At 43.1% G+C, this 16,137-nt stretch carries 13 protein-coding genes, 11 tRNA genes, 3 rRNA genes and 1 other annotated feature; all 27 genes read left to right on the forward strand.

The genetic code is table 11. The features are described 5' to 3' along the window. Nucleotides 1-16 precede the first annotated feature (16 nt). The 27 genes from ftsZ (at nt 17) to TZ94_RS01940 (ending at nt 16,134) form a co-directional block, all read left to right on the forward strand. Nucleotides 17-1,270 carry a cell division protein FtsZ gene (gene ftsZ / locus TZ94_RS01810; protein WP_045613614.1) on the forward strand — a complete coding sequence of 418 codons (1,254 nt, stop codon included), beginning with the start codon at nt 17-19 and terminating at the stop codon, nt 1,268-1,270. Between the two features lie 5 nt (nt 1,271-1,275). Beyond that, complete coding sequence (locus TZ94_RS01815) at nt 1,276-1,953, forward strand: YggS family pyridoxal phosphate-dependent enzyme (protein ID WP_045613616.1); 678 nt, start codon at nt 1,276-1,278, stop codon at nt 1,951-1,953. 2 nt (nt 1,954-1,955) lie between these two features. Then, nucleotides 1,956-2,504, forward strand: coding sequence for a cell division protein SepF (locus tag TZ94_RS01820; RefSeq protein ID WP_045613617.1), 549 nt, complete (start codon nt 1,956-1,958; stop codon nt 2,502-2,504). Continuing rightward, nucleotides 2,504-2,764: a YggT family protein gene (locus TZ94_RS01825; RefSeq protein ID WP_045613619.1), complete on the forward strand. Its 261-nt coding sequence runs from the start codon at nt 2,504-2,506 to the stop codon at nt 2,762-2,764. Before TZ94_RS01820 ends, TZ94_RS01825 begins: the two co-directional genes overlap by 1 nt. Beyond that, the gene (locus TZ94_RS01830; protein WP_045613621.1) at nt 2,761-3,546 is read left to right on the forward strand and encodes an RNA-binding protein; all 786 of its coding nucleotides are present in this window, start codon (nt 2,761-2,763) and stop codon (nt 3,544-3,546) included. Before TZ94_RS01825 ends, TZ94_RS01830 begins: the two co-directional genes overlap by 4 nt. A 6-nt stretch (nt 3,547-3,552) precedes the next feature. Beyond that, nucleotides 3,553-3,813, forward strand: coding sequence for a DivIVA domain-containing protein (locus TZ94_RS01835; RefSeq protein ID WP_045613622.1), 261 nt, complete (start codon nt 3,553-3,555; stop codon nt 3,811-3,813). 16 nt (nt 3,814-3,829) lie between these two features. Then, nucleotides 3,830-4,642 carry a DivIVA domain-containing protein gene (locus tag TZ94_RS01840; protein ID WP_045613625.1) on the forward strand — a complete coding sequence of 271 codons (813 nt, stop codon included), beginning with the start codon at nt 3,830-3,832 and terminating at the stop codon, nt 4,640-4,642. Then, nucleotides 4,638-4,850: a binding site (T-box leader), on the forward strand. (Overlaps the previous gene by 5 nt.) 46 nt (nt 4,851-4,896) lie before the next feature. After that, nucleotides 4,897-7,689, forward strand: a complete 2,793-nt coding sequence (gene ileS, locus TZ94_RS01845) for an isoleucine--tRNA ligase (RefSeq protein ID WP_045613627.1) — start codon at nt 4,897-4,899, stop codon at nt 7,687-7,689. Between the two features lie 98 nt (nt 7,690-7,787). After that, complete coding sequence (locus TZ94_RS01850; RefSeq protein ID WP_045613629.1) at nt 7,788-8,156, forward strand: hypothetical protein; 369 nt, start codon at nt 7,788-7,790, stop codon at nt 8,154-8,156. A gap of 132 nt (nt 8,157-8,288) precedes the next feature. Beyond that, nucleotides 8,289-8,981, forward strand: a complete 693-nt coding sequence (locus tag TZ94_RS01855) for a phosphoglycerate mutase (protein WP_045613631.1) — start codon at nt 8,289-8,291, stop codon at nt 8,979-8,981. 121 nt (nt 8,982-9,102) lie between these two features. Next, nucleotides 9,103-9,255 (forward strand): 50S ribosomal protein L33, encoded by a 153-nt coding sequence (gene rpmG, locus TZ94_RS09415; RefSeq protein ID WP_001809375.1) that lies wholly within the window; start codon nt 9,103-9,105, stop codon nt 9,253-9,255. Between the two features lie 11 nt (nt 9,256-9,266). After that, entirely contained in the window at nt 9,267-9,443 is a 177-nt protein-coding gene (secE, locus tag TZ94_RS01865; protein ID WP_045613633.1) for a preprotein translocase subunit SecE, read from the forward strand. A 49-nt stretch (nt 9,444-9,492) separates the two neighbouring features. Next, entirely contained in the window at nt 9,493-10,029 is a 537-nt protein-coding gene (gene nusG, locus TZ94_RS01870) for a transcription termination/antitermination protein NusG (RefSeq protein ID WP_045613635.1), read from the forward strand. 135 nt (nt 10,030-10,164) lie between these two features. Further along, nucleotides 10,165-10,236, forward strand: a tRNA-Glu gene (locus TZ94_RS01875). A gap of 228 nt (nt 10,237-10,464) precedes the next feature. Continuing rightward, a 16S ribosomal RNA gene (locus TZ94_RS01880) occupies nt 10,465-12,012 on the forward strand. Nucleotides 12,013-12,062: 50 nt separating this feature from the next. Then, nucleotides 12,063-12,135: transfer RNA gene (locus tag TZ94_RS01885), tRNA-Ala, on the forward strand. 125 nt (nt 12,136-12,260) lie between these two features. Then, a 23S ribosomal RNA gene (locus TZ94_RS01890) occupies nt 12,261-15,162 on the forward strand. A gap of 77 nt (nt 15,163-15,239) precedes the next feature. Next, nucleotides 15,240-15,355: ribosomal RNA gene (gene rrf / locus TZ94_RS01895) — 5S ribosomal RNA — on the forward strand. The 16S, 23S and 5S rRNA genes sit together here with 11 tRNA genes alongside, the layout of an rRNA operon. A gap of 4 nt (nt 15,356-15,359) precedes the next feature. Next, a tRNA-Val gene (locus tag TZ94_RS01900) sits at nt 15,360-15,432 on the forward strand. A gap of 2 nt (nt 15,433-15,434) precedes the next feature. Then, nucleotides 15,435-15,507: transfer RNA gene (locus TZ94_RS01905), tRNA-Asp, on the forward strand. An 18-nt stretch (nt 15,508-15,525) separates the two neighbouring features. After that, nucleotides 15,526-15,598, forward strand: a tRNA-Lys gene (locus TZ94_RS01910). A gap of 5 nt (nt 15,599-15,603) precedes the next feature. After that, nucleotides 15,604-15,685 (forward strand) — tRNA-Leu (locus tag TZ94_RS01915). Between the two features lie 12 nt (nt 15,686-15,697). Further along, a tRNA-Thr gene (locus TZ94_RS01920) sits at nt 15,698-15,770 on the forward strand. A 27-nt stretch (nt 15,771-15,797) separates the two neighbouring features. Next, nucleotides 15,798-15,869 (forward strand) — tRNA-Gly (locus TZ94_RS01925). A 7-nt stretch (nt 15,870-15,876) separates the two neighbouring features. Then, a tRNA-Leu gene (locus TZ94_RS01930) sits at nt 15,877-15,962 on the forward strand. Between the two features lie 11 nt (nt 15,963-15,973). After that, nucleotides 15,974-16,047: transfer RNA gene (locus tag TZ94_RS01935), tRNA-Arg, on the forward strand. Nucleotides 16,048-16,060: 13 nt separating this feature from the next. After that, nucleotides 16,061-16,134: transfer RNA gene (locus TZ94_RS01940), tRNA-Pro, on the forward strand. The last annotated feature ends 3 nt before the right edge of the window (nt 16,135-16,137 follow it).

The raw sequence follows: 16,137 nt of genomic DNA on the forward strand, positions 1-16,137 counted from the left end.
GATAGAGGAATAAAATATGACATTTTCATTTGATACAGCAGCAGCACAAGGTGCAGTAATTAAAGTAATTGGTGTCGGTGGTGGCGGAGGAAACGCCATTAACCGCATGGTTGACGAAGGCGTTTCAGGTGTTGAGTTCATCGCAGCCAACACAGATGTACAAGCTTTGAGCAGTACAAAAGCTGAAACAGTTATCCAGCTTGGCCCTAAATTAACTCGTGGACTTGGTGCTGGAGGACAACCTGAAGTTGGTCGCAAGGCTGCTGAAGAAAGCGAAGAAGTAATCACTGAAGCAATCAGTGGTGCAGATATGGTCTTCATTACTGCTGGTATGGGTGGTGGTTCTGGTACAGGTGCTGCACCAGTTATCGCTCGTATCGCTAAAGGTTTAGGCGCTTTGACTGTTGGTGTGGTAACACGTCCATTCGGTTTTGAAGGAAGTAAACGTGGTCAATTCGCAGTTGAAGGTATTAACGAACTTCGCGAACATGTTGATACTCTTTTGATTATCTCAAACAACAATTTGTTAGAAATCGTTGATAAGAAAACTCCACTTCTTGAAGCTTTGTCTGAAGCAGATAACGTTCTTCGCCAAGGTGTTCAAGGGATTACAGATTTGATTACAAATCCTGGTTTGATCAACTTGGACTTCGCAGACGTGAAGACAGTAATGGCAAACAAAGGAAATGCCCTCATGGGTATCGGTATCGGTAGCGGAGAAGAACGTGTTATTGAAGCGGCTCGTAAAGCTATCTACTCACCACTCCTTGAAACAACAATCGATGGAGCAGAAGATGTCATCGTTAACGTAACAGGTGGTTTGGATATGACCTTGATTGAGGCTGAAGAAGCTTCAGAAATCGTCAATCAAGCTGCTGGTCATGGTGTAAACATCTGGCTTGGTACTTCTATTGATGAATCAATGAAAGATGAAATTCGTGTAACTGTTGTTGCAACTGGAGTTCGTCAAGATGCAGTTGAAAAAGTGGTAGCACCACAAGCAAGACAAGCATCATTCCGTGAGCCAGCAAGAACTGGGCACACTCACACTTACGACCGTCACTTTGATTTGGCTGAAACAGCTGAACTTCCAACTCCTTCTCAACGCCATACTGAAGCACCTAAAGCATCAGCATTTGGTGATTGGGACTTGAGACGTGATTCAATCGTTCGTCAAGGTGAATCAGTCGTATCACCAGTTGAGCGTTTCGAAGCTCCATCTTCTGATGAAGATGAGTTAGAAACACCACCATTCTTTAAAAACCGTTAATAGAGATGGATTTAAAAGAAAATACAAATCAGGTATTTCAACAGGTTACAAAAGCAATTCAAGAAACCGGCCGTGAAGACGGTTCGGTTTCTGTAATTGCCGTAACAAAATATGTTGATATTGCAACTGCAGCAAATTTGATTGACCAAGGAGTCAAACACATTGGTGAAAACCGTGTCGACAAATTTCTTGAGAAGTATCATGCTTTAAGTGATAAAGATGTTACTTGGCACTTGATTGGTAGCTTACAAAGAAGAAAAGTCAAGGATATCATTCCTTATGTTGATTATTTTCACGCTTTAGATTCTTTGAAATTAGCTCAAGAAATTCAAAAACGTGCCAATCGTACGGTTAAATGTTTTTTGCAGGTCAATATTTCTGGAGAGGAAAGCAAGCATGGTTTTTCAAAAGAAGAACTATTGACAGTCTTGCCAGACTTGTCTAGCTTGGATAAAATCGAGTATGTTGGTCTCATGACCATGGCTCCCTTTGAAGCCCAAACAGAAGAGTTGCAAAAAATCTTTAAAGAAACGCAAGAGTTGCAACAATACATTCGTGAACAACAACTCCCCAATATGCCAATGACAGAATTAAGTATGGGAATGAGTCGTGACTATAAAGAAGCGATTCAGTGTGGCTCGACTTTTGTTCGAATTGGTACAGCATTTTTTAATAGGAAATAATCATGTCATTAAAAGATAAATTTGATAAATTTATAGATTACTTTACAGAAGATGGAGATGAAGTTGCTTCAGATGTTGTAGCTGCACGTTCTGAACGTCCACTAGCTTCAGTTCCTCCAAAGAGAGAATTACCACAGCAAGCTGCTGCTCAAGAATCTTCTCCAGTTGAAGCAAAAGAAAAGAACATTACAAAACTTCATGCTCGTCAGCAACAACTAGCAATTGAAAGTCATCGTAGCACTGAAAAAGTTACTATCGATGTTCGTTACCCACGTCGTTACGAAGATGCAACAGATATTGTTGATTTGTTAGCTGGTAACGAGAGTATTTTGATTGACTTCCAATATATGACAGAAGTTCAGGCTCGTCGTTGTTTGGATTACTTGGATGGAGCACGTCATGTCCTTGCTGGGGAGTTGAGAAAAGTCGCACATACAATGTATCTTTTGACACCAGTTGGTGTTGTGGTTAACATTGAAGATATCCGTTTGCCAGAGGAAACTCAAGGCGAAGAGTACGACTTTGACATGAAGAGAAATAGAGTACGTTAATGTTTCTAATAATTCGTTTTATCCAAAATGCTACAGATATCTATTCGATGATACTTGTAGCTTTTGCTCTATTATCATGGTTTCCAAATGCTTATAACACCCAGTTGGGTAAGTTTTTAGAGATTTTGTGTAAACCTATTCTTGAACCTCTGAAACGTCTACCTCTTCAAATTGCAGGTTTGGATTTCTCCGTTTGGATAGCTCTAATTCTCATCCGTGCAATCAGTCGCTATCTTATCAATTTGCTGGTTATGTTATGAGTACAGAACTTTACCAACATTTCGCAACAGAAGATATTCCATTCATTGACAAGGGGCTAGAATGGATAAGGCAGGTAGAAGAACATTACGCACCAATCTTAACTCCTTTTATAAACCCTCACCAAGTTTTTATCTTGGAGACACTGGGAAATAATAAGGGAGTCAAGACGTTTACTAGTACCAGTTTTGTTCCTACAGAGTATGCAAGGGTGATACTTGCGCCGGATTATTTTACGCCAACCTTGGAAGATTTTGAAATGACCTTGCTTGAGATTGAGTATCCCAGCAAGTTTCAACAGCTGACCCATTCAAAAATTTTGGGTACGGTTCTTAATCGACTAGGTATTGACCGCAAGTTATTTGGAGACATTCTGGTAACAGAACAGAAAGCTCAAATTGTTGTGGATCAAAGATTTACTACACTTTTTCAGGATGGGATTCAAAAAATTTCCAAGTTGCCTGTAAGATTAGTGGAACGTCCTTTTTCAGATATAATAGAGTCAAAAATCGAATATCAAGAAAGGGAAATCCTAGTTTCAAGTTTACGTTTGGATACCTTCTTATCAAGTATATTGAAATTATCTCGTTCACAAACTTCAGCTCTAGTTGAAAAAAAGTTAGTTCAGGTCAATTATCATATAGTTGAAAAATCAGACTATCAAGTTAAAGTTGGGGATTTGATAAGTGTCAGACGCTTTGGCCGAATCATCTTGCTCAAAGAAAACGGTCAAACGAAGAAAGATAAGAAAAAATTAGCAGTTCAGCTACTATTAAGCAAGTGAGAAAAAATGTTGATTACACCAAAAGATATTGTAGATAAAGCTTTCTCAACAAAATTCCGAGGCTACGATAAGGAAGAAGTTGATGAATTTTTAGATAAGATTTATATTAACTACGAAGAATTAGTCCGTAACAAGGATGAGACAGAACGCTATATTAAAAGATTAGAAGAACATCTTTCCTATTATACGAATGATATTCCTAAGAGAACCGTGTCAAACGAGCAAGAGCAAGAACCAGAAGCAATGAATGATTCTATTTTTTATTAAGTAAGTGAGGAAAAATATGCCAATTACATCGTTAGAAATTAAGGATAAAACCTTTGGTGTTCAATTTAGAGGTTTTAATCGTGAAGAAGTTGATGAATTTTTAGATATTGTAGTTCGTGACTATGAAGATTTGGTTCGTAGTAATCATGAAAAAGAGCAACATATTAAAAACTTAGAAGAGCGTCTATCTTATTTTGACGAAATCAAAGATTCGTTGAGTCAGTCAGTTTTGATTGCCCAAGACACAGCTGAACGTGTAAAACAAGCTGCGAATGACCGTTCTAATAACATCATTAAGCAGGCTGAGCAAGATGCTCAACGTTTACTTGATGAAGCTAAGTATAAAGCCAATGAAATTTTGCGACAAGCTACAGATAATGCTAAAAAAGTTGCTGTGGAAACTGAAGAGTTGAAGAACAAGAGTCGCGTCTTCCACCAACGTTTGAAATCAACAATCGAAAGTCAGTTGGCTATTGTTGATTCATCAGATTGGGAAGAAATTTTGCGTCCGACTGCAACATATTTGCAAACTAGTGACGAAGCTTTCAAGGAGGTTGTCCAAGAGGTTCTAGGTGAAGATGTATCGTCATACCATGAAGAAGAGCCGATTGACATGACTCGTCAATTCTCTCCAGAAGAAGTTGCAGAACTTCAAGCACGTATTGAAGCAGCTAACAAAGAATTGTTGGAAGCAGAGCCAGTTGCTGAAGAGCCAACTGAAACTGAAGTTGAAGTTCAGCCAGTTGCTGAAACTCCTGTTGAACCATCGCATGAGGAAGGACCTCAAGACGATGCTAACACTCAACAAGAGTCAGTTCTAATTTTATAAGATTATAATAGAGAACAAGAATTTATCAAATATATTTCTAGCGAGTAGGAGATGGTGGAAGTCCTACAATCCCTATTGGTAAATTTATCCTCTCTTAGCATCAAGTCTGAAAAGAGTAAGACTTGACGTTGCCCACGTTACGGGAAAAGAGGGAAAGAGACTAGGTCTTTTTCCGAACAAAGGTGGTACCACGATTTTCGTCCTTTTTGCGAGTCGTGGTTTTTATATTGTCAATTTATATTAAAGGAGTAAACATGAAACTTAAAGAAACTCTCAATCTTGGGAAAACAGAATTTCCAATGCGTGCCGGACTTCCAACCAAAGAGCCGGTTTGGCAAAAAGAGTGGGAAGAAGCAAAACTCTATCAACGTCGTCAAGAGCTAAATGAAGGAAAACCACATTTCACGCTTCATGATGGCCCTCCATACGCTAACGGAAATATCCACGTAGGACATGCCATGAACAAGATTTCGAAAGATATCATTGTTCGTTCTAAGTCTATGTCAGGATTTTACGCACCATATATCCCAGGTTGGGATACACACGGTCTGCCAATCGAGCAAGTCTTGGCTAAACAAGGTGTTAAACGCAAAGAAATGGACTTGGTTGAGTACTTGAAACTTTGCCGTGAATACGCTCTTTCTCAAGTCGATAAACAACGCGAAGACTTCAAGCGCTTGGGTGTTTCTGGTGACTGGGAAAATCCATATGTAACCTTGACGCCAGACTATGAAGCGGCGCAAATCCGTGTTTTCGGTGAAATGGCTAATAAAGGCTACATCTACCGTGGAGCTAAGCCTGTTTACTGGTCTTGGTCATCTGAGTCAGCTCTTGCTGAAGCGGAAATTGAATACCATGATTTGGTTTCAACTTCACTTTACTATGCCAACAAGGTTAAAGATGGCAAAGGTGTCCTAGATACAGATACTTACATCGTTGTCTGGACTACAACACCATTTACCATCACGGCTTCTCGTGGATTGACTGTTGGTGCAGATATTGATTATGTATTAGTGCAACCAGCTGGAGAATCTCGTAAATTTGTGGTCGCTTCAGAGTTGCTGAACAGCTTGTCTGAAAAATTTGGCTGGGCGGATGTTCAAGTGTTGGCAACTTACCGTGGTCAAGAATTGAACCACATCGTGACAGAACACCCATGGGATACAGCAGTAGATGAACTTGTTATCCTTGGTGACCACGTTACAACAGATTCTGGTACAGGTATCGTCCATACAGCCCCTGGTTTTGGTGAGGATGACTACAATGTCGGTGTTGCCAATGGTCTCGAAGTTGCTGTAACTGTCAACGAACGTGGTATCATGATGGCCAATGCTGGTGCAGAGTTTGAAGGTCAATTCTACGACAAGGTTGTTCCAACAGTTATTGAAAAACTAGGTAACCTGCTTCTTGCTCAAGAAGAAATCTCTCACTCCTACCCATTTGACTGGCGTACGAAAAAACCAATTATCTGGCGTGCAGTACCTCAATGGTTTGCTTCTGTATCTAAATTCCGCCAAGAAATCTTGGACGAAATTGAAAAAGTCAAGTTCCACTCAGAGTGGGGTAAAGTCCGTCTTTACAATATGATTCGTGACCGTGGTGACTGGGTTATCTCTCGTCAACGTGCTTGGGGAGTTCCTCTTCCAATCTTCTACGCAGAAGATGGCACACCAATCATGACAGCTGAAACCATCGAACATGTGGCTCAACTCTTTGAAGAACATGGTTCCATCATCTGGTGGGAACGTGATGCCAAAGACCTCTTGCCTGAAGGATTTACCCATCCGGGTTCACCAAATGGCGAGTTCAAGAAAGAAACAGACATCATGGACGTATGGTTCGACTCAGGTTCATCATGGAATGGGGTTGTAGTGAACCGTCCAGAGCTCAAATACCCAGCTGACCTCTATTTAGAAGGTTCAGACCAATACCGTGGCTGGTTCAACTCATCACTCATCACATCTGTTGCCAACCATGGTGTCGCACCATACAAACAAATCTTGTCACAAGGTTTTGCCCTTGATGGTAAAGGTGAGAAGATGTCTAAATCTCTTGGAAACACCATTGCTCCAAGCGATGTTGAAAAACAATTTGGTGCGGAAATCTTGCGTCTCTGGGTAACCAGTGTAGACTCTAGCAACGATGTACGTATCTCTATGGATATCTTGAGTCAAGTTTCTGAAACTTACCGTAAGATTCGTAACACGCTTCGTTTCTTGATTGCTAATACTTCTGATTTTAATCCAGCTGAGGATGCAGTTGCTTACGAAGAGCTTCGTTCAGTGGACAAGTACATGACCATTCGCTTTAACCAACTTGTTAAGACCATTCGTGATGCTTATGCCAACTTCGAATTCTTGACAATCTATAAGGCATTGGTTAACTTTATCAACGTTGATTTGTCTGCTTTCTACCTTGACTTTGCCAAAGATGTTGTCTACATCGAAGGTGCAAAATCACTTGAACGGCGTCAAATGCAAACTGTCTTCTATGACATCCTTGTGAAGATCACCAAACTTTTGACACCAATCCTTCCTCACACTGCTGAAGAAATCTGGTCATACCTTGAGTTTGAAGCGGAAGACTTCGTTCAATTGTCAGAATTACCAGAAGATCAAACATTTGCCAACCAAGAGGAAATCTTGGATACATGGTCAGCCTTCATGGACTTCCGTGGACAAGCTCAAAAAGCCTTGGAAGAAGCGCGTAATGAAAAAGTCATCGGTAAATCTCTTGAAGCTCACTTGACCGTTTATCCAAATGAAGTGGTGAAAACCCTACTCGAAGCAGTAAACAGCAATGTAGCTCAACTCTTGATCGTGTCAGAATTGACTATCGCTGAAGGTGCTGCTCCAGAAGGTGCAGTAGCCTTTGAAGATGTAGCTTTCACTGTAGAACGTGCAGCGGGTGAAGTGTGTGACCGTTGCCGTCGTATCGATCCAACAACTGCTGAACGCCACTATCATGCAACTATCTGTGACAACTGTGCAAGCATCGTTGAAGAAAACTTTGCAGACGCAGTTGCAGAAGGCTTTGAAGCTAAATAATCTAACAAAAATACAGGAAAATTCCTGTATTTTTTTAAAATAAAAACTTTATTAAAAATATGGTATAATATACCTTATTAAAATAAAAGGAGATATTTATGAAGACAAAAACACTAGCACAAGCAGATGGATTTATTGGTATTGTTGCAGGAGTTATTTTAGCTTTCTTACCAATTTTTATGCTTATTCTTATAACTATTTCTCGAGATGAAGATGTTGTAGGATTTGTATTGGGGCTTACTTTCGTTGTGTTCTCATTGGTGAAAATTGCAACCCTCATTCTTGGAATTATCTCACTTGTCTATTATAAGGATGACAAACGTATTTCATTAGCGCCTTCAATTCTATTTATTGTAGGATCTGTAGTTGCATTGATTCCTTTCTTAGGATGGATTGGTGGAATCGTCCTCGTGATTGGTGGAGCTTTGTACCTAGCAAGTTTGAAACAATTCAAAATTGAAGAATGAATCATTATTAAAGGGAAGAGTTGACTGCTCTTCTCTTTTTAGTTGATTTTAACTAGCTTTTTTGTGAAAAATTGTGTAAAATAGAATAGATAAACGAGGGGGACCTCAAAAAATAAAAGGAGAATCCATCTAATGGTAAAATTGGTTTTCGCTCGCCACGGTGAGTCTGAATGGAACAAAGCTAACCTTTTCACTGGTTGGGCTGATGTTGATTTGTCTGATAAAGGAACACAACAAGCGATTGACGCTGGTAAATTGATTAAAGACGCTGGTATCGAATTTGACCAAGCCTACACTTCAGTATTGAAACGTGCAATCAAAACAACTAACCTTGCACTTGAAGCTGCTGACCAATTGTGGGTTCCAGTTGAAAAATCATGGCGCTTGAATGAACGTCACTACGGTGGTTTGACTGGTAAAAACAAAGCAGAAGCTGCTGAACAATTTGGTGATGAACAAGTTCACATCTGGCGTCGTTCATACGATGTATTGCCTCCAGCAATGCCTCGTGATGACGAATATTCAGCTCACACTGACCGTCGTTATGCTTCACTTGACGACTCAGTAATTCCAGATGCTGAAAACTTGAAAGTTACTTTGGAACGTGCCCTTCCATTCTGGGAAGACAAAATCGCTCCAGCACTTAAAGATGGTAAAAACGTATTCGTAGGTGCACACGGTAACTCAATCCGCGCCCTTGTGAAACACATCAAACAATTATCAGATGACGAAATCATGGATGTTGAAATTCCAAACTTCCCACCATTGGTATTCGAATTTGACGAAAAATTGAACGTAGTTTCTGAATACTACCTTGGTAAATAATGTAAAATAGAGTCTAGGATTATTCCTAGGCTTTTTTATTTTGAAAATAGAAAAAATGCATAGTGTAATTTAACTTGTCAAAGCCAGGGATTCTTGTTATAATAGATAAGATGGAGGCGCTATGGCACTTAAAAAAGCAAGTTTAGCCTGTGCGGTTTGTGGTTCGAGAAACTACTCAATTAAAATTAGTGGGAATCCCAAACCGACTCGCTTAGAAGTAAATAAATTTTGTAAACATTGTGGTAAATACACAACACATCGAGAAACGAGATAGGAGATAAAAAAATGAGTTTTATTAAGGATATCTTTACACTTCTTAAAGATACAACTTGGCCAACTCGAAAACAAAGTTGGGTAGATTTTAAATCTATTATGGAATATACTGCCTTCTTTGTTGTTTTGATTTATATATTTGACCAATTAATCGTTAGCGGATTGATTCGATTCATTAATATTTTTTAAAATAGAATAATAGGCTAAAAAGAAGTTTACTATTAAGAAAGGAAAAAAGATGGATAGTTTTGATAAAGGATGGTTTGTCCTACAAACATATTCTGGTTATGAAAATAAAGTAAAAGAAAATCTTTTGCAACGTGCACAAACATACAATATGTTGGATAACATCTTGCGCGTTGAAATCCCAACCCAAACTGTACAAGTTGAGAAAAATGGGAAGAAAAAAGAAGTTGAAGAAAATCGTTTCCCAGGATATGTCCTTGTAGAAATGGTAATGACCGATGAAGCTTGGTTTGTAGTCCGTAACACACCAAACGTTACAGGATTCGTTGGATCGCATGGGAACAGATCTAAACCAACGCCACTTTTGGAACAAGAAATCAGAGATATCTTGATATCAATGGGACAAACAGTTCAAGAGTTTGATATCAATGTTGAAGTTGGTCAAACAGTCCGCATTATTGATGGTGCATTTACAGATTACACAGGAAAAATCACAGAAATTGATAATAATAAAGTGAAAATGATCATCTCAATGTTTGGTAATGATACAGTAGCCGAAGTAAATCTAAATCAAATCGCTGAATTGTAAGAGTGAAACTACTTTTATCATACAGATAACTAGATGTTTGTTTGTAAACCGAAAGATTAATTAGTCAACTTTTTTTAACAAACCAGTTGACAAGCGCCAAAAAGTAGGTATAATAGAAAGAGTTGAAAAACTCAAGGTCCGTTGGTCAAGGGGTTAAGACACCGCCTTTTCACGGCGGTAACACGGGTTCGAATCCCGTACGGACTATGGGTGTATCGCGGTTGATGGGAATAGGATATAAAAAAAGTTAAAAAAACCTGTTGACAGAGAAAACTGACTGTGATATACTAATATAGTTGTCGCAAGCGCGACAAAGACCTTTGAAAACTGAACAAGACGAACCAATGTGCAGGGCACTATAACTGAAGGTTATAGTACTGAACAATGAAAAAACAATAAATCTGTCAGTGACAGAAATGAGTGAGAACTCAAACTTTTAATGAGAGTTTGATCCTGGCTCAGGATGAACGCTGGCGGCGTGCCTAATACATGCAAGTAGAACGCTGAAGCTTGGTGCTTGCACCGAGCGGATGAGTTGCGAACGGGTGAGTAACGCGTAGGTAACCTGCCTGGTAGCGGGGGATAACTATTGGAAACGATAGCTAATACCGCATGACAACAGTTATTGCATGATAGCTGTTTAAAAGGGGCAATTGCTCCACTACCAGATGGACCTGCGTTGTATTAGCTAGTTGGTGGGGTAACGGCTCACCAAGGCGACGATACATAGCCGACCTGAGAGGGTGATCGGCCACACTGGGACTGAGACACGGCCCAGACTCCTACGGGAGGCAGCAGTAGGGAATCTTCGGCAATGGACGGAAGTCTGACCGAGCAACGCCGCGTGAGTGAAGAAGGTTTTCGGATCGTAAAGCTCTGTTGTAAGAGAAGAACGAGTGTGAGAGTGGAAAGTTCACACTGTGACGGTATCTTACCAGAAAGGGACGGCTAACTACGTGCCAGCAGCCGCGGTAATACGTAGGTCCCGAGCGTTATCCGGATTTATTGGGCGTAAAGCGAGCGCAGGCGGTTAGATAAGTCTGAAGTTAAAGGCTGTGGCTTAACCATAGTACGCTTTGGAAACTGTTTAACTTGAGTGCAAGAGGGGAGAGTGGAATTCCATGTGTAGCGGTGAAATGCGTAGATATATGGAGGAACACCGGTGGCGAAAGCGGCTCTCTGGCTTGTAACTGACGCTGAGGCTCGAAAGCGTGGGGAGCAAACAGGATTAGATACCCTGGTAGTCCACGCCGTAAACGATGAGTGCTAGGTGTTAGACCCTTTCCGGGGTTTAGTGCCGTAGCTAACGCATTAAGCACTCCGCCTGGGGAGTACGACCGCAAGGTTGAAACTCAAAGGAATTGACGGGGGCCCGCACAAGCGGTGGAGCATGTGGTTTAATTCGAAGCAACGCGAAGAACCTTACCAGGTCTTGACATCCCTCTGACCGCTCTAGAGATAGAGTTTTCCTTCGGGACAGAGGTGACAGGTGGTGCATGGTTGTCGTCAGCTCGTGTCGTGAGATGTTGGGTTAAGTCCCGCAACGAGCGCAACCCCTATTGTTAGTTGCCATCATTCAGTTGGGCACTCTAGCGAGACTGCCGGTAATAAACCGGAGGAAGGTGGGGATGACGTCAAATCATCATGCCCCTTATGACCTGGGCTACACACGTGCTACAATGGCTGGTACAACGAGTCGCAAGTCGGTGACGGCAAGCTAATCTCTTAAAGCCAGTCTCAGTTCGGATTGTAGGCTGCAACTCGCCTACATGAAGTCGGAATCGCTAGTAATCGCGGATCAGCACGCCGCGGTGAATACGTTCCCGGGCCTTGTACACACCGCCCGTCACACCACGAGAGTTTGTAACACCCGAAGTCGGTGAGGTAACCATTTGGAGCCAGCCGCCTAAGGTGGGATAGATGATTGGGGTGAAGTCGTAACAAGGTAGCCGTATCGGAAGGTGCGGCTGGATCACCTCCTTTCTAAGGATAAGGAATGCACATTGGTCTTGTTTAGTCTTGAGAGGTCTTGTGGGGCCTTAGCTCAGCTGGGAGAGCGCCTGCTTTGCACGCAGGAGGTCAGCGGTTCGATCCCGCTAGGCTCCATTGGTGAGAGATCACCAAGTAATGCACATTGAAAATTGAATATCTATATCAAATAGTAACAAGAAAATAAACCGAAAACGCTGTAGTATTAATAAGAGTTTATGACTGAAAGGTCAAAAAAGTAAGGTTAAGTTAATAAGGGCGCACGGTGGATGCCTTGGCACTAGGAGCCGAAGAAGGACGTGACAAACGACGATATGCCTTGGGTAGCTGTAAGTAAGCGATGATCCAGGGATTTCCGAATGGGGGAACCCAACAGGTACTACCTGTTACCCATATCTGTTAAGGATATGAGGAGGAAGACGCAGTGAACTGAAACATCTAAGTAGCTGCAGGAAGAGAAAGCAAAAGCGATTGCCTTAGTAGCGGCGAGCGAAACGGCAGGAGGGCAAACCGAAGAGTTTACTCTTCGGGGTTGTAGGACTGCAATGTGGACTCAAAGATTATAGAAGAATGATATGGGAAGATCAGCCAAAGAGAGTGAGAGCCTCGTATTCAAAATAGTCTTTGTACCTAGCAGTATCCTGAGTACGGCGGGACACGTGAAATCCCGTCGGAATCTGGGAGGACCATCTCCCAACCCTAAATACTCCCTAGTGACCGATAGTGAACCAGTACCGTGAGGGAAAGGTGAAAAGCACCCCGGGAGGGGAGTGAAATAGAACCTGAAACCGTGTGCCTACAACAAGTTCGAGCCCGTTAATGGGTGAGAGCGTGCCTTTTGTAGAATGAACCGGCGAGTTACGATATGATGCGAGGTTAAGTTGAAGAGACGGAGCCGTAGGGAAACCGAGTCTGAATAGGGCGCTTTAGTATCATGTCGTAGACCCGAAACCATGTGACCTACCCATGAGCAGGTTGAAGGTGCGGTAAGACGCACTGGAGGACCGAACCAGGGCACGTTGAAAAGTGCTTGGATGACTTGTGGGTAGCGGAGAAATTCCAAACGAACTTGGAGATAGCTGGTTCTCTCCGAAATAGCTTTAGGGCTAGCGTCGACATAAAGATTCTTGGAGGTAGAGCACTGTTTGGGTGAGGGGTCCATCCCGGATTACCAATCTCAGATAAACTCCGAATGCCAATGAATTATGGTCGGCAGTCAGACTGCGAGTGCTAAGATCCGTAGTCGAAAGGGAAACAGCCCAGACCACCAGCTAAGGTCCCAAAATAATTGTTAAGTGGAAAAGGATGTGGGGTTGCACAGACAACTAGGATGTTAGCTTAGAAGCAGCTATTCATTCAAAGAGTGCGTAATAGCTCACTAGTCGAGTGACCCTGCGCCGAAAATGTACCGGGGCTAAAACAATTTACCGAAGCTGTGGATACCTTTATAGGTATGGTAGGAGAGCGTTCTATGTGTGGCGAAGGTGTACCGTGAGGAGCGCTGGAACGCATAGAAGTGAGAATGCCGGTATGAGTAGCGAAAGACAGGTGAGAATCCTGTCCACCGTAAGACTAAGGTTTCCAGGGGAAGGCTCGTCCGCCCTGGGTTAGTCGGGACCTAAGGAGAGACCGAAAGGTGTATCCGATGGACAACAGGTTGATATTCCTGTACTAGAGTATGTAGTGATGGAGGGACGCAGTAGGCTAACTAAAGCAGACGATTGGAAGTGTCTGTCTAAGCAGTGAGGTGTGAACTGAGTCAAATGCTTAGTTCTATAACATTGAGCTGTGATGGGGAGCGAAGTTTAGTAGCGAAGTTAGTGACGTCACACTGCCAAGAAAAGCTTCTAGCGTTAAACATACTCTACCCGTACCGCAAACCGACACAGGTAGTCGAGGCGAGTAGCCTCAGGTGAGCGAGAGAACTCTCGTTAAGGAACTCGGCAAAATGACCCCGTAACTTCGGGAGAAGGGGTGCTGACTTTACGTCAGCCGCAGTGAATAGGCCCAAGCAACTGTTTATCAAAAACACAGCTCTCTGCTAAATCGTAAGATGATGTATAGGGGGTGACGCCTGCCCGGTGCTGGAAGGTTAAGAGGAGTGCTTAGCGGTAACGCGAAGGTATGAATTGAAGCCCCAGTAAACGGCGGCCGTAACTATAACGGTCCTAAGGTAGCGAAATTCCTTGTCGGGTAAGTTCCGACCCGCACGAAAGGCGTAATGATTTGGGCACTGTCTCAACGAGAGACTCGGTGAAATTTTAGTACCTGTGAAGATGCAGGTTACCCGCGACAGGACGGAAAGACCCCATGGAGCTTTACTGCAGTTTGATATTGAGTGTCTGTACCACATGTACAGGATAGGTAGGAGTCTATGAGATCGGGACGCCAGTTTCGAAGGAGACGTTGTTGGGATACTACCCTTGTGTTATGGCCACTCTAACCCGGATAGGTGATCCCTATCGGAGACAGTGTCTGACGGGCAGTTTGACTGGGGCGGTCGCCTCCTAAAAGGTAACGGAGGCGCCCAAAGGTTCCCTCAGAATGGTTGGAAATCATTCGCAGAGTGTAAAGGTATAAGGGAGCTTGACTGCGAGAGCTACAACTCGAGCAGGGACGAAAGTCGGGCTTAGTGATCCGGTGGTTCCGTATGGAAGGGCCATCGCTCAACGGATAAAAGCTACCCTGGGGATAACAGGCTTATCTCCCCCAAGAGTTCACATCGACGGGGAGGTTTGGCACCTCGATGTCGGCTCGTCGCATCCTGGGGCTGTAGTCGGTCCCAAGGGTTGGGCTGTTCGCCCATTAAAGCGGCACGCGAGCTGGGTTCAGAACGTCGTGAGACAGTTCGGTCCCTATCCGTCGCGGGCGTAGGAAATTTGAGAGGATCTGCTCCTAGTACGAGAGGACCAGAGTGGACTTACCGCTGGTGTACCAGTTGTCTTGCCAAAGGCATCGCTGGGTAGCTATGTAGGGAAGGGATAAACGCTGAAAGCATCTAAGTGTGAAACCCACCTCAAGATGAGATTTCCCATGATTTTATATCAGTAAGAGCCCTGAGAGATGATCAGGTAGATAGGTTAGAAGTGGAAGTGTGGCGACACATGTAGCGGACTAATACTAATAGCTCGAGGACTTATCCAAAGTAACTGAGAATATGAAAGCGTAAGGTTTTCTTGGAATTTGATAGATATTCAATTTTGAGTAGGTATTACTCAGAGTTAAGTGACGATAGCCTAGGAGATACACCTGTACCCATGCCGAACACAGAAGTTAAGCCCTAGAACGCCGGAAGTAGTTGGGGGTTGCCCCCTGTGAGATATGGAAGTCGCTTAGCTCTAGGGAGTTTAGCTCAGCTGGGAGAGCATCTGCCTTACAAGCAGAGGGTCAGCGGTTCGATCCCGTTAACTCCCATAGGTCCCGTAGTGTAGCGGTTATCACGTCGCCCTGTCACGGCGAAGATCGCGGGTTCGATTCCCGTCGGGACCGTAATAACGAAAGTTATTTGACTCGTTAGCTCAGTTGGTAGAGCAATTGACTTTTAATCAATGGGTCACTGGTTCGAGCCCAGTACGGGTCATATTTGCGGGTTTGGCGGAATTGGCAGACGCACCAGATTTAGGATCTGGCGCTTAACGGCGTGGGGGTTCAAGTCCCTTAACCCGCATAATAGAAATTAGCCGGCTTAGCTCAGTTGGTAGAGCATCTGATTTGTAATCAGAGGGTCGCGTGTTCAAGTCATGTAGCCGGCATTTTTTTTAATATAAACCAGAGTCGATGCGAACGTAGTTCAGTGGTAGAACACCACCTTGCCAAGGTGGGGGTCGCGGGTTCGAATCCCGTCGTTCGCTTAGAGAGGCCGGGGTGGCGGAACTGGCAGACGCACAGGACTTAAAATCCTGCGATTGGTAACGATCGTACCGGTTCGATTCCGGTCCTCGGCATATAAAAATGAGCACCCTTAGCTCAACTGGATAGAGTACCTGACTACGAATCAGGCGGTTAGAGGTTCGACTCCTCTAGGGTGCATTACAATTTAATTCGGGAAGTAGCTCAGCTTGGTAGAGTACTTGGTTTGGGACCAAGGTGTCGCAGGTTCGAATCCTGTCTTCCCGATTG

This window comes from Streptococcus infantis (genome assembly GCF_000960085.1).
Lineage (GTDB): Bacteria > Bacillota > Bacilli > Lactobacillales > Streptococcaceae > Streptococcus > Streptococcus infantis_C.